Source organism: Stappia sp. 28M-7 (assembly GCF_014252955.1).
Taxonomy (GTDB): domain Bacteria; phylum Pseudomonadota; class Alphaproteobacteria; order Rhizobiales; family Stappiaceae; genus Stappia.
Window position 1 is genome coordinate 106464 of sequence record NZ_JACMIA010000001.1, and the last position, 12940, is coordinate 119403.

At 67.2% G+C, this 12940-nt stretch carries 13 protein-coding genes; 12 read left to right on the forward strand and 1 reads right to left on the reverse strand.

What is annotated here, in order from left to right:
• Positions 1–77: 77 nt before the first annotated feature.
• From H7H34_RS00485 to H7H34_RS00495, 3 genes are all read left to right on the forward strand, one after another.
• Positions 78–812 (forward strand): transcriptional regulator NanR, encoded by a 735-nt coding sequence (locus tag H7H34_RS00485; RefSeq protein WP_120270634.1) that lies wholly within the window; start codon positions 78–80, stop codon positions 810–812.
• 91 nt (positions 813–903) lie between these two features.
• Complete coding sequence (locus tag H7H34_RS00490) at positions 904–1965, forward strand: tartrate dehydrogenase (protein WP_185923915.1); 1062 nt, start codon at positions 904–906, stop codon at positions 1963–1965.
• A 77-nt stretch (positions 1966–2042) separates the two neighbouring features.
• The gene (locus tag H7H34_RS00495) at positions 2043–3500 is read left to right on the forward strand and encodes an aldehyde dehydrogenase family protein (protein WP_185923916.1); all 1458 of its coding nucleotides are present in this window, start codon (positions 2043–2045) and stop codon (positions 3498–3500) included.
• Between the two features lie 91 nt (positions 3501–3591).
• On the opposite strand, the gene H7H34_RS00500 is transcribed toward H7H34_RS00495, so the two are convergent.
• Positions 3592–4365 carry a FadR/GntR family transcriptional regulator gene (locus H7H34_RS00500; protein WP_120270631.1) on the reverse strand — a complete coding sequence of 258 codons (774 nt, stop codon included), beginning with the start codon at positions 4363–4365 and terminating at the stop codon, positions 3592–3594.
• A 206-nt stretch (positions 4366–4571) separates the two neighbouring features.
• Between H7H34_RS00500 and H7H34_RS00505 the strand changes: the two genes are divergently transcribed.
• The 9 genes from H7H34_RS00505 to H7H34_RS00545 all read left to right on the forward strand — a co-directional run bounded on the left by H7H34_RS00505 (position 4572) and on the right by H7H34_RS00545 (position 12940).
• Positions 4572–5555, forward strand: coding sequence for a TRAP transporter substrate-binding protein (locus tag H7H34_RS00505; protein ID WP_185923917.1), 984 nt, complete (start codon positions 4572–4574; stop codon positions 5553–5555).
• A 70-nt stretch (positions 5556–5625) separates the two neighbouring features.
• A complete protein-coding gene (locus H7H34_RS00510) occupies positions 5626–6144 on the forward strand; it encodes a TRAP transporter small permease (RefSeq protein WP_097175321.1) in 519 nt (172 codons plus the stop codon).
• Positions 6141–7418 carry a TRAP transporter large permease gene (locus H7H34_RS00515; protein WP_185923918.1) on the forward strand — a complete coding sequence of 426 codons (1278 nt, stop codon included), beginning with the start codon at positions 6141–6143 and terminating at the stop codon, positions 7416–7418. Before H7H34_RS00510 ends, H7H34_RS00515 begins: the two co-directional genes overlap by 4 nt.
• 31 nt (positions 7419–7449) lie before the next feature.
• The gene (locus H7H34_RS00520; RefSeq protein WP_067223023.1) at positions 7450–8199 is read left to right on the forward strand and encodes a glucose 1-dehydrogenase; all 750 of its coding nucleotides are present in this window, start codon (positions 7450–7452) and stop codon (positions 8197–8199) included.
• 91 nt (positions 8200–8290) lie between these two features.
• Entirely contained in the window at positions 8291–9274 is a 984-nt protein-coding gene (denD, locus tag H7H34_RS00525) for a D-erythronate dehydrogenase (RefSeq protein ID WP_185923919.1), read from the forward strand.
• Positions 9271–10233 (forward strand): L-threonate dehydrogenase, encoded by a 963-nt coding sequence (ltnD, locus tag H7H34_RS00530; protein ID WP_120270627.1) that lies wholly within the window; start codon positions 9271–9273, stop codon positions 10231–10233. The genes denD and ltnD overlap by 4 nt, the downstream gene beginning before the upstream one ends.
• Positions 10234–10235: 2 nt before the next feature.
• Positions 10236–11498 carry a 3-oxo-tetronate kinase gene (gene otnK, locus H7H34_RS00535; RefSeq protein ID WP_185923920.1) on the forward strand — a complete coding sequence of 421 codons (1263 nt, stop codon included), beginning with the start codon at positions 10236–10238 and terminating at the stop codon, positions 11496–11498.
• Complete coding sequence (gene otnC / locus H7H34_RS00540) at positions 11495–12145, forward strand: 3-oxo-tetronate 4-phosphate decarboxylase (RefSeq protein WP_185923921.1); 651 nt, start codon at positions 11495–11497, stop codon at positions 12143–12145. Before otnK ends, otnC begins: the two co-directional genes overlap by 4 nt.
• 6 nt (positions 12146–12151) lie before the next feature.
• Positions 12152–12940 carry a hydroxypyruvate isomerase family protein gene (locus H7H34_RS00545; protein ID WP_209006122.1) on the forward strand — a complete coding sequence of 263 codons (789 nt, stop codon included), beginning with the start codon at positions 12152–12154 and terminating at the stop codon, positions 12938–12940.

The window sequence follows — 12940 nt, forward strand, 5'->3', positions numbered from 1 at the left end:
ACGTTTGCGGCTGCCATATAGGCAGCCGCACTCCAGCATTGCTATAGGAGGGAACCATCCGGGGCGAGGGAGCTGGAATGCGCAAGCGCGGCACGAAAACGGACGAGGGCGACAAGATCGTCAGGCGGAAGCTGTCGGACCAGGTGCTCGAACGGCTGCTGGAGATGATCACCCGCCGCGAGGTCCTGCCTGGCGAGCTGATGCCGTCCGAACGCGACCTGATGGAGCGGTTCGGAGTCGGCCGGCCGGCGGTGCGCGAGGCGCTGCAATCCCTCGACACGATGGGCCTCATCAGCATTTCCCACGGCGAGCGTGCCCGGGTGAGCGCGCTGACCGCGGACACGGTGATCCGGCAGATCGACGGGGTGGCGCGGCTGATGCTGTCCGCCTCGCCGGACAATCTGGAACACCTGAAGCAGGCGCGCCGCTTCTTCGAGATGGGCATGGTGCGTCTTGCCGCGGCCAATGCTACGGCTGCCGACATCGCCGAGCTGCGCCGCCTCGTCGACCGCCAGCGCGAAGCCCTGAGCGATGCCGAAGCCTTCATCGCCGCCGACATCGCCTTCCACCGGAAGATCGCCTCCCTGTCGGGCAATCCGATCTTCGCCGCCGTCGGCGATGCCATGCTGACCTGGCTGTTCAACTACCATTCGGAGCTGCTGCTGTGGTCCGGCGGTGAGACCAAGACACTGGCCGAGCACGCGGTGATCGTCGACCGGCTGGCCACGGGCGACGAGGAGGGGGCTGCCGCGGCCATGGGAAGCCATCTCGATCGCAGCGATCTGCTTTATCAGCATCGCGAGGATGCCTGAGGCGGTTTGCAGAGTTGTAAACTGAATTGACTCATCTGGCGCTTTGCCTCATGTTCGCCGCCGGAAATAAAGACGTCTCGGGAGGTGCTCCATGGGCAGGAATTACGATATTGCGGTGATTGCAGGCGACGGCATCGGCAAGGAGGTCGTGCCGGAAGGTCAGCGGGTGGTGGAGGCGGCCGCACGGCGCTTCGGCTTCTCGATCGACTGGAAGGAGCACGACTGGAGCTGCGACTACTACGCCCGCCACGGGCGGATGATGCCGGAAGACGGCGTCGAGCAGGTGCGCGGTGCCGATGCGATCTTCCTCGGTGCGGTCGGCTGGCCGAACGTGCCGGATCATATCTCCACCTGGGATCTGATCCTGCGCCTGCGCCGCGAGCTCAACCTCTATGTCGCGCTGCGTCCGGCCCGTCTGCTCAAGGGCATCACCTCGCCGCTCGCCGGCCGCGATGCCAAGGACATCGACTTCGTCATCGTGCGCGAGAACTCGGAAGGCGAGTATTCCTCCGCCGGCGGCATTCTCTACCAGGGCACGCCGGAAGAGCTGGTGATCCAGGAGTCGGTGTTCTCCCGCCGTGCTACCGACCGGATCCTGCGTTACGCGTTCGAGCTGGCGCGCACCCGCCGCAACAAGGTCTCGCTGGCCACCAAGTCGAACGGCATCAAGATCGCCATGCCCTATTGGGACGAGCGGTTCGCGGCGGTCGCGGCCGAGTACCCCGACGTCGAGGCGAACAAGTTCCACATCGACATCCTGACGGCGCATTTCGTCAATCATCCTGACTGGTTCGACGTCGTCGTCGGCTCGAACCTGTTCGGCGATATCCTGTCCGATCTCGGCCCGGCGGTCGCCGGCAGCATCGGCATTGCGCCGTCCGGCAATATCGACCCGACCCGCACCAATCCCTCGATGTTCGAGCCGGTGCACGGTTCGGCGCCGGACATCGCCGGCCAGGGCATCGCCAATCCCATCGGCCAGATCTGGGCCGGCGCCATGATGCTGGAGCATCTCGGCGAGCTGGAGGCTGCCCGCGCCATCGAGACCGCGATCGAGACGGTGCTCTCGCAGGGCGGCCCGCGCACCCGCGATCTCGGCGGCAGCGCCGGCACCATCGAGGCCGGCAAGGCCATCGCCGACGCGCTCGCCTGATCCATCGACAGACCCGGCCGGCGGTCTCCGCCGGCTGGCCCTTCTTCCCGTTTCCAGTCACTTTCAGGAGCAAAGAGATGCTCGACAGGACATCCATCACGGCCTTCGGCCATATCATCAACGGCAAGGTCGTCGATCGCGCGGAAAACGGCGGCATCGACGTCGTGGATCCGGCGGACGGCCGGGTCTTCGCCCGTCTGCCGCGCGGCGGCGCGGCCGAGGTCGACCGGGCGGTCGAAGCGGCGCGCGCCGCATTCGAGGGCGAATGGGGCGCCAAGAGCGCTCTGGAGCGTGGCCGCATCCTGATGCGCTTTTCCGCGCTGATCCTCGAGCATGCCGAGGAACTGGCCGAGCTGGAGTGCCTCGACACCGGCAAGCCGCTGACCCAGGCGCGCAACGACATCACCGCCACGGCCCGCTACTTCGAGTATTACGGCTCGGCCGCCGACAAGCATCACGGCGAAACCATCCCCTATTCCAAGGGCATGACCGTCCTGGCGCTGCGCGTGCCCCATGGCGTCACCGGCCACATCATCCCGTGGAACTACCCCTCGCAGATCTTCGGCCGCTCGGTCGGCGGCGCGCTGGCGGCAGGCAATGCCTGCGTCGTCAAGCCGGCGGAGGACGCCTGCCTGACGCCGCTGCGCCTCGCCGAACTGGCGCTCGAAGCCGGCCTTCCGGCCGGTGCGCTCAACATCGTCTGCGGCTTCGGCATGGAGGCGGGCGCCGCGCTCGCCGGCCATACCGGCATCAACCACATCTCCTTCACCGGCTCGCCCCAGACGGGCACTGCCGTAGCGAAGGCGGCGGCGGAAAACCACGTGCCCGTCACGCTGGAACTGGGCGGAAAGTCGCCGCAGGTCCTATTCGCCGATGCGAATCTCGACGAGGCGCTGCCGGTCGTCGTCAACGCCATCGTGCAGAACGCCGGCCAGACCTGCGCTGCCGGCAGCCGCGTTCTCATCGAGCGGTCGATCTATCCGGAAGTGATGAAGCGGCTCGCCGAGCGCTTTGCTGCGCTGAAGGTCGGCCCGGGCATCGACGACCCGGATTGCGGTCCCATCGTCAGCGCCCGCCAGCTGCGCCGGGTCACCGAGCTCGTCGAGGCGGCGCTTGCCGACGGCGCGCGGGTTGTCGCTCAGGCGCAGAAGAACGCCGATGCCCCGGACGGCGGCTACTACTTCCCGCCGATGCTGCTGGACGGTGCGGCTCCCGACAGCCGTCTTGCCTGTGACGAGATCTTCGGTCCCGTCCTTGCGGCCTTCCCCTTCGACGACGAGGCCGAGGCGATTCGCCTTGCCAACGGCACGCCCTACGGGCTCACAGCCTCCGTCTGGACCCAGGATGGCGGCCGGCAGATGCGCTGCGCCCACGCCATCGAGGCGGGCCAGGTCTTCATCAACAACTACGGCGCCGGCGGCGGCATCGAGCTGCCTTTCGGCGGCATGAAGCGCTCCGGCTACGGCCGCGAGAAGGCGTTCGAGGGCATGGTCAGCTTCACCACCATCAAGACGGTGGTTCTCAAGCACGGCTGAGCCGCGGACATCGCAACGAGATCGTGCGGGCGGGACCTTCGGGTTCCGCCCGTTTCGTTTTGCGGGCCGGGTTCGGGCGATCGGAAGAGGGCTAGAAGCCGGGGCGGCTGTTCATCATGCGCGTGCGGGCATGCTCGATGTGATTGCGCATCGCGCGCTTGGCCTTGGTCGCCGCGCCCGCCTCGATGTGGCGGAAGATTTCCTCGTGCTCGGCCTGCACCGCCTCGGCGCGCACCAGCGGCTGGAACTTCACCAGGAAGCGCATCAGGGTCACCGAGCGGGAGACGTCATATTCCAGCGATTTCAGTGTCTTGACGATGCGCGGATTGCAGGTGGCGATGGCCACCGCCTCGTGGAACGCATAGTCGTGATAATGCATGATCGCGTTGGTGTGCATCGCCTCGGAAAAGCGGTCGAGCGCCTCGCGCAGCCGCTCGATATCCGCCGGTCCGCGCCGCTTCGCGGCGAGATAGGCCGCCTGCGGCTCGACGATCAGACGTAGCTCTATGCCGTTCAGCATGTCGCCGATGCGCTCGAGCGCATCGCGGTCGTCGTCGCCTCCGCTGGTCCGCTCGCGGCTGGCGCCGAGCGCGTTCTGCACGTAGTTGCCCGAGCCGCGCACCGAGGAAATCAGCCCGTCCTCGCGCAGCTTGTCGAGCGCCTCGCGCAGTACGGGGCGGGACACGTCGAACTCGCCGGCGAGCACGTTTTCGGAAGGCAGCTTGGTGCCGGCGGTGATCATGCCGGTGACGATGGCGTGGAACAGGTTCTCGTAGATCCGGTCGGCCAGCCGCTCGGCTTTGCTCTGCTGAAGGTCGGCGAAGGAAAAGTCCGCCGACCGCGATGTCGGTGCGGCCTTGTCCATGTCTCGACTTATTGGTCAAACCTGCCGTGCGGTCAACATCGGCGCGTTAAAGTTGCGGATTGCCCAAACTGCTATGTTCGGGTGCTTCGGGCAAATCGAAGTGATCATCATACCAGTTACAGAGAAGTTGTAAAACGTGTTGACTGGATGGGCGATCGCCTCCAAACTCCGCCCCCGGTGCAGGAGACACCAGGGAGGATATCGCTATGTTTCGTTTCCGCAGTTTGACAGTTGTGTCCGCCGTCGCCCTTTCGGTTGCGATGAGCGGCAGCGCGTTTGCGCAGACCGTTCTCAATTTCGCGCATTCCACGGCGCAGAATTCTCACTACAGCATGGGCGTCCAGGCCTTCGGCAAGAAGCTCTCCGAGCTCAGCGGCGGCAAGTTCGAGATCCGTGAGCAGGCTGCCGGCGCGCTCGGCGGCGAGCGCGACGTGATCGAGGGTCTGCAGATCGGCTCGGTCGAGCTGACCGTGTCCTCGACCGGCCCGCTCGGCAACTTCGTTCCCGAGGCGCTCGTTCTCGACCTGCCGTTCCTGTTCAAGGACTATGCGGCCGCGCGCAGCATCCTCGATGGCGAGATCGGCCAGGAGCTGCTCGACAAGGTTAGCGAGAACAATCTCGTCGCCCTCGCCTGGACCGAGAACGGCTTCCGCCATGTCACCAACTCCAGCCGTCCGATCAACACTCCGGCCGACCTCGAAGGCCTGAAGATCCGCACCATGGAGAACCCGGTGCACATGGAAGCCTTCCGTGCCGCCGGCGCTTCGCCGACGCCGATGGCCTTCCCGGAGGTCTTCGCCGCACTCCAGCAGAACGTCATCGACGGCCAGGAAAACCCGATCCCGGTGATCACCGCCTCGAAGTTCTGGGAAGTGCAGAGCAACCTGACCCTGACCGGCCACGTCTACTCTCCGGCCATCATTCTCGCTTCGCCGAGCCTGTGGGACGGCCTCTCCGACGAGGAGAAGGGCTGGTTCCGCGAGGCTGCCAAGGTTGCCGTCGAGGCGACCCGCGCCAAGGTCGAGTCGGATGAGGCCAACGGTGTCGAGCTGCTGCGCAAGAACGGCATGAACGTGGTGGAGAATGTCGACAAGGCTGCCTTCCAGAAGGCCGTCGCCCCCGCCTATGACACCTTCAAGGCGAAGTACGGCGATGAGATGCTGAAGCGCATCCAGGCCGCCCAGCAGTAAGGCCCTCCCAGGCCTCGCCCTCCGAAGTCCCGGGGTGGCCGTACGCGGCCGCCCCGGCAGGAGTTCGATCATGCAATGGTTCTTCGCCGTCGAGCGCCGGGTCACCCGTGTCGCTCTCGAGCTGTCCATCGTCGCGCTGGCGGTGATCGTCGCTCTCACCTTCTATCAGGTCGTGACACGCTTCGTGTTCGGGCATCCTTCCGCCTGGTCGGAAGTGGCAGCCCGTTCGGCGATGATGTGGATGGTCTTCCTCGGCCTTGCCGCCGCGTTCCGCCAGGGCGCGATGATCGCCGTCGATTTCCTGATCGATGTCGGGCCGAAGCCGTTGCGGCAGGTCTTGACCATCGTCATCGCCATCGCCTCGCTGACGTTCCTCGCCATGCTGATCTGGTACGGCACGGCCATGGCCCTGCGCGTGCAGCGGCAGAACCTTGCCGGCCTTGAGATCAGCATCGCCTGGGTCTATGCGGCATTGCCGGCCGGTGCGCTGCTGGCCGTACCCGGAGTGATCGCCCGGACCATCGTCAGCTTCACCGGCCAGGACGATGTGCGCTCCGACGACCTGAAGGATGTGGAGGGCCAGGTATGAACGCGGCTCTGGCCTTTTCGCTGCTGATTCTCTTTGCCGCCGCCGTTCCCATCGGCGTGTCGCTGGTTCTGGCCAGCGCCTTCGGCATCCAGTTCTTCTCGACGGTGCCGCTGCTGCTTGCCGTGCAGCGCATCTTCGCCAGCCTCGACTCCTTCCCGCTGCTGGCTGTTCCGCTGTTCATCCTGTCGGGCAACCTGATGGCGGCCGCCGGCATATCCGAGCGTCTGGTGGAGCTGGCCAAGTCGATGGTCGGCGGCATCCAGGGCGGCCTTGCCTGCACCTGCGTCGTCACCTGCATGATCTTCGCCTCGGTCTCCGGCTCCTCGGTTGCCACGACCTTCGCGATCGGCGTCATTCTCATTCCGGCCATGGTGCGCCATGGCTATCCGGTCGGCACCGCTGCCGCCATCCAGGCCTCCTCGGCCGAGCTCGGCGTGCTGATCCCGCCGTCGATCCCGCTCATCCTCTATGGCGTTGCGACGGAAACCTCCATCGGCCAGCTGTTCCTGGCCGGCATCGGCCCCGGCATCCTGGTTGCCAGTGCTCTCTTCATCTACCTGATCATCCTGTGCCGGGTGAAGGGCTACGGCAAGATGGACGGCGACGGGCGCAAGCCCTTCTTCGAGGCCTTGGTGCATGCCTTCTGGGCGCTGCTCATGCCGGTGATCGTGCTCGGCGGCATCTATGGCGGCATCTTCACGCCGACCGAGGCGTCCTCCATCGCGGTCGTCTATGCGCTGTTCGTCGGCCTCTTCGTCTATCGCTCGCTGACATTCGCCAAGATCTACACGGCGTTGCGCACCTCGGCGATCTCCAGCACGGTGATCATGATCATCATCGCCGGCGCGGGCCTGTTCTCGTTCCTCGTCACCCGTTCGGGCCTGCCGGCGATCATCGCCGAATGGGTGCAGCAGGTGTTCACCGACCGCATCAGCTTCCTGATGGCAGTGAACGTCTTCCTCTTCATCGTCGGCATGTTTGTCGAGACCTCGGCAGCCATCCTGGTGCTCGCGCCGCTCCTGGCGCCGATCGCCATCGCCTATGGCGTCGATCCGGTGCATTTCGGCCTGATCATCGTGGTCAACCTGGCGCTTGGCATGTTCACGCCGCCGGTCGGGGTCAACCTCTTCGCCGCCTGTGCGGTGGCAAAGATATCCATCCAGAAGATCATCCCGGCCCTGGTGCCGATGGTTCTGGTGGTGATGGGCTGCGTGCTGCTGGTGACGTACGTGCCGTTCATCTCGCTCGGCCTCGTCGAGCTGTTCTACAGGTAGCGATGGCGCTGCCTTTTTTCGGGAGACTGCAATGAAACTGAAGGACAAGGTGGCAATCGTCACCGGCGCTGGCGGCGGCTATGGCGAGGGCATTGCCCATTACTTCGCCGAGCAGGGTGCCAAGGTCGTCGTCGCCGACATTCGCGGCGATGCGGCGGAAAAGGTCGCCGGCGACATCGGCGCGTCTGCCGTGGCCTGCACGGCCGATGTCACCAGCAGCGAGTCCACCAAGGCGATGGTGCAGACCGCGCTCGACGCGTTCGGCAAGCTCGACATCCTCATCAACAATGCCGGCACCACCCACAAGAACCAGTCGATGCTGCTCGTCGACGAGGCCACCTTCGACAAGGTCTACGCGGTCAACGTCAAGTCGATCTACCACGCGGCGATCCACGCGGTGCCGGTGCTGGAGAAGAACGGCGGCGGCGTCATCATCAACATCGCCTCGACCGCCGGCGTGCGCCCGCGTCCGGGCCTGACCTGGTACAACGGCTCCAAGGGCGCCGCCATCGCCATCACCCGCTCGATGGCCGTGGAACTCGCCGACCGCAAGATCCGCGTGTGCGGCATCAACCCGGTGATGGGCGAAACCGGCCTGACCGGCCAGTTCCTGCCGGGCGACGACACGCCGGAGACCCGCGCGAAGATCATCGCCGGCATCCCGCTCGGCCGCATGTCGCGTCCGCTCGACATTGCCAAGGCCTGCGGCTTCCTCGCCTCCGACGAGGCCGAGTTCGTGACCGGTGTGCTGCTGGAAGTCGACGGCGGCCGCTGCATCTAAGGCTCCCATGAAAGACATCCGGCGCCCGCCCCTTCCGGGTGCGGCGCCGGATATCGCGCCCGGCCCAGCCGCCCGCAAGGAGAGAGTGACAATGACGACCTGCCTCATCATCGGTGGCGGCGGCATGCTCGGCCAGGGGCTGGCCGGGGCGCTGACCGCGCGCGGGACCCTTGCCGGTGCCGCGCTTTCGCACATGACCCTTTTCGATGTCGTCCCGGCCCGCGCGCCGGAGGGCGGCATTCCCGTCTCGGTCGAGACCGGCGACCTGTGCGCGCCCGGCGAGGCCGAGCGCCTTGTCTCCTCCCGTCCCGACGTCATCTATCACCTTGCCGCGATCGTCTCCGGCGAGGCGGAGCGCGATTTCGAGAAGGGCTACCGGATCAATCTCGACGGCACCCGCAACCTGTTCGAGGCGATCCGCGCCGAGAACGGGCGCTCGGGCTACTGCCCTCGTGTCGTGTTTACTTCGTCGCTGGCGGTGTTCGGCATTCCGTTGCCCGATGTGATCGGCGACGACTACGTGGTCACGCCGCTGTCGAGCTACGGCACCCAGAAGGCCATCGGCGAGCTGCTGCTTGCCGACTACAGCCGCCGTGGCTTCTTCGACGGTATCGGCCTGCGGCTGCCGACCATCGTCATCCGGCCGGGCAAGCCCAATGCGGCGGCCTCCGGTTTCTTCTCCTCCATCCTGCGCGAGCCGCTTGCCGGCAAGGAAGCCGTGCTGCCGGTCGGCACCGACGTGCGCCACTGGCTGGCCAGCCCGCGCGCGGCCGTCGGCTATCTCGTCCATGCCGGCGATCTCGACACCGCCGCGATGGGCGGGCGTCGCAACATCACCCTGCCCGGCGTCTCCGTGACCGTCGGCGAGCAGATCGAGGCGCTGCGCAAGGTGGCGGGCGATGAGGCGGTCGCCTTGATCCGCCACCAGCCCGATCCTGCCGTCGAGGCGATCATCTCCACCTGGCCGAAGGCATTCGACACGCGCCGCGCGCTCGATCTCGGCTTTGCCGGCGATGCCTCCATCGACGCGATCATCACCGCCTATCTCGAGGATCACGCGGGAGCCGCATCATGACCACCGCCCCCGGTCCGCTCGTCGTCATCGGCCTCGGTGCCATGGGGCTCGGCATGGCGCGCTCGCTGCTGCGCGCCGGCCTCGATGTCACCGGCATCGACCGGGAGCAGGCGGCCATGGCTGCCTTCGAGGCGGATGGCGGGCGCATTGCCTCCGACCGCGCCGCGCGCGATGCCGCCCTTCGCAAGGCCTCGGCTGTCGTGCTCGTCGTCGTCAATGCGGCCCAGACCGAGGCCGTGCTCTTCGGCGAGGACGGCATCGCGCCGCATCTTGCCCGCGGTACCGTGGTCGTCTCCTGCGCCACGTTCGCCCCCGAACATGCCGTGCGCTTCGAGGCGAAGCTTGCCGAAACCGGCCTGCTCTATCTCGATGCACCGATTTCCGGCGGCGCGGTCCGTGCCGCCGAGGGGCGCCTGTCGATCATGGCCTCCGGCACGGCGGACGCCTTCGCTGCCGCCCGTCCCGCGCTCGATGCGATGGCCGAGACGGTGTTCGAGCTCGGCGACCGCGCCGGTCCCGGCTCGGCCATGAAGGTGGTCAACCAGCTGCTGGCCGGCGTCCACATTGCCGCCACCGCCGAGGCGCTGACCTTCGGCGTCGGCCAGGGCATCGAAGTGGCGCGCATGGTGGAGGTGATCTCCCGCTGCGCCGGCTCGTCCTGGATGTTCGAGAACCGAGGCCCCTTCATCGCCGACGGCGACTATCGTCCGCATTCGGCAGTCGATATCTTCGTCAAGGACCTCGGCATCGTCGCCGAGGCGGCCTCCGCCGGCGGGCTCTCCGTTCCGCTGACGGAAACGGCGCTCGCCCGCTTCCGGTCTGCTCATGACGCGGGCCTTGGCCGCGAGGGCGACGTGGCGGTCGCCAAGATCTACGCCCGCGAGGGCAACATCGCCCTGCCGGGCGTTCCGGCATCAGGCGCGGACGTTTTGGGCGGGACTTCCAGCGACAAGGATTGACCATGCTGCTCGGCTGCATCGGCGACGACTTCACCGGCTCCTCTGACCTTGCCAACACGCTGGTCAAGGGCGGCATGGCGGTCACCCAGTATTGCGGCCTGCCGGACGGCCCGGCCGCGCCCGGCGTCGAGGCCGGCGTCGTTGCGCTGAAGACCCGCAGCGTTCCGGTGGCCGAGGCGGTGGAGCAGTCGCTGGCAGCGCTCGACTGGTTGCTGGCGCAGGGCTGCCGGCAGATCTTCTTCAAATACTGCTCGACATTCGATTCGACGCCGCAAGGCAATATCGGCCCGGTGATCGACGCGCTGATGGACCGGCTCGGCGCGAAGACCGCCATCGTCTGCCCGGCCTTTCCCGGCACAGGCCGCACGCTCTACCAGGGTCATCTCTTCGTCGGCGACCGGCTGCTCAGCGAGTCCGGCATGCAGGATCACCCGCTGACGCCGATGACCGATCCGGACATCCGCCGCTGGCTCTCCCTGCAGACGCCGCGCAAGGTCGGCCATGTCGCCCATGCCGACGTCGCCAAGGGGGCGGAAGGCATCGCCGCGGGCCTGGCCCGCGAGCTTGCGGCCGGTGCCGGCCCGGTGGTCGTCGATGCGATCGCGGATGCGGATCTTCACGCCATCGGCGCAGCTGCGGAAGGGCTGGTGCTGATCACCGGCGGCTCCGGCGTTGCGCTCGGCCTGCCGGAGAACTTCCGCCGTGCGGGAGAGCTTGCCGGTGGCAGCGACAGCTTTGCCGGGGTCGACGGTCCTGGCGTCGTGCTGTCGGGCTCCTGCTCGCGCGCGACCCGCGCGCAGGTGGCGCGCTACAAGGCGAACCATCCTTCGCTGGAAGTGACGGCCGACGATGTCATGTCCGGCAAGACCACCGTCGCGACCTTGCACGCGTTCGTGCTGGAGAACCAGGACGCGGCGCCGCTCGTCTATTCCTCGGCCGATCCGGAGGAGGTGCGGCGCGCCCAGGGCGTCTATGGAACGGAGACGCTGGCGGGCGCCATCGAAACCCTGTTCGCCGATCTTGCCGGCGAACTCGCGCGCTCCGGCATCCGCCGCATCGTGTCGGCCGGCGGCGAGACCTCGGGCGCGGTGGTGCGCGGCCTCGGCTGCGAGGCGCTGCGCATCGGGCCGGAAATCGATCCCGGGGTGCCGGCCCTGCGCGTTGAAGGGGCAGAGCTGGTTCTGGCGCTGAAGTCCGGTAATTTCGGCGGCGAGGACTTCTTCGAGCGCGCGCTGGCGATCCTGTCCGAAAAGGGTGCTGCATGAGCGAGGAAGCGCGGCTTCGCGAGCTTCTGTGCACGCTCGCCCGCTCCATGTTCGACCGCGGCCTGACGGGCGGGGCCTCGGGAAACGTCTCGCTGCGCCTGCCTGACGGCGGGTTGCTGGTCACGCCCACCGGCACCTCGCTCGGCCGCCTCGATCCCGGCCGCCTGTCGCGCTTCGATGCGCAGGGCCGGCATGTCGACGGCGATGCTCCGACCAAGGAAATGCCGCTGCATTCGGCGTTCTACGAGACGCGCGGTGCCAAGGCCGGGGCCATTGTCCACCTGCATTCCAGCCATTCGGTCGCCCTGTCGATGCTGCCGGAGGTGGACCCGGACAATGTGCTGCCGCCGCTCACGCCCTATTCGATCATGCGGCTTGGCAAGGTAAAGCTGCTGCCCTTCTTCCGCCCGGGCGATGCTGCCATGGGCGAGGCGATCCGCGGGCTTGCCGGTCGCCGCAGCGCCGTGCTGCTGGCCAATCACGGCCCGGTGGTGGCGGCGAAGGACCTTGAGGCGGCGGTCTACGCCATGGAGGAGCTGGAGGAGACCGCCCGTCTGGCACTCTTGCTGCGCGGGATGAACCCGCGTCTCCTGAGCGAGGGCGAGATCCGCTCGATTGTCGATCACTTCGATGTGGAATGGGACTGAGGCGCGATGACCGTGAACAAGACCTCCCTGCCGCTTTCGGCCAATCTCGGCTTCCTGTGGACCGATCTGGCGCTCCCGCAAGCGGTGCATGCGGCCGCTGCTGCCGGCTTCGGCGCGGTCGAGTTGCACTGGCCCTACGAGGTGCCGGCAGCCGAGCTCGCCGCCGCCCTCAAGGAGACCGGCTTGCCGGTGCTCGGGCTCAACACCGTGCGCGGCGATGTGGCGAAGGGCGAGTTCGGGCTTGCGGCCCTTGCCGGGCGCGAGGATGAGGCGCTCGCCGCCTTCACGCAGGCGCTCGACTACGCGGCGGTTATTGGCGCGGGCAACATCCATGTCATGGCCGGAAAGACGGACGGGGAGGCCGCGCGCCGCACCTTCGTCGCCAACCTGTGCCGCTTCCGCGATCTGGCCGCGCCCAAGGGGGTTGGCCTGCTGGTGGAGCCGATCAACACCCGCGACGTGCCCGGCTACTTCCTGTCGGACTGCGAGAGCGCCGCTTCGATCATTTCGGACTGCGGCGGCGAGGGCATCCGCATCATGTACGACTGCTACCACATGCAGATCATGCGCGGCGACCTGCTGCGCCAGGCCGAGCGCTGGATGGACGTGATCGGCCATATCCAGTTCGCCGCCGTGCCGGACCGGGGCGAGCCCGGCCGGGGCGAGGTCGACTACAACTGGCTGCTGCCGGCCCTGCGCGATGCCGGCTATCGGGGCCATTTCGGCGCGGAATACCGGCCGCGCGGCACGACCGGTGAGGGTCTTGGCTGGATGAAGGCGTTTGTGAGCGCCTGA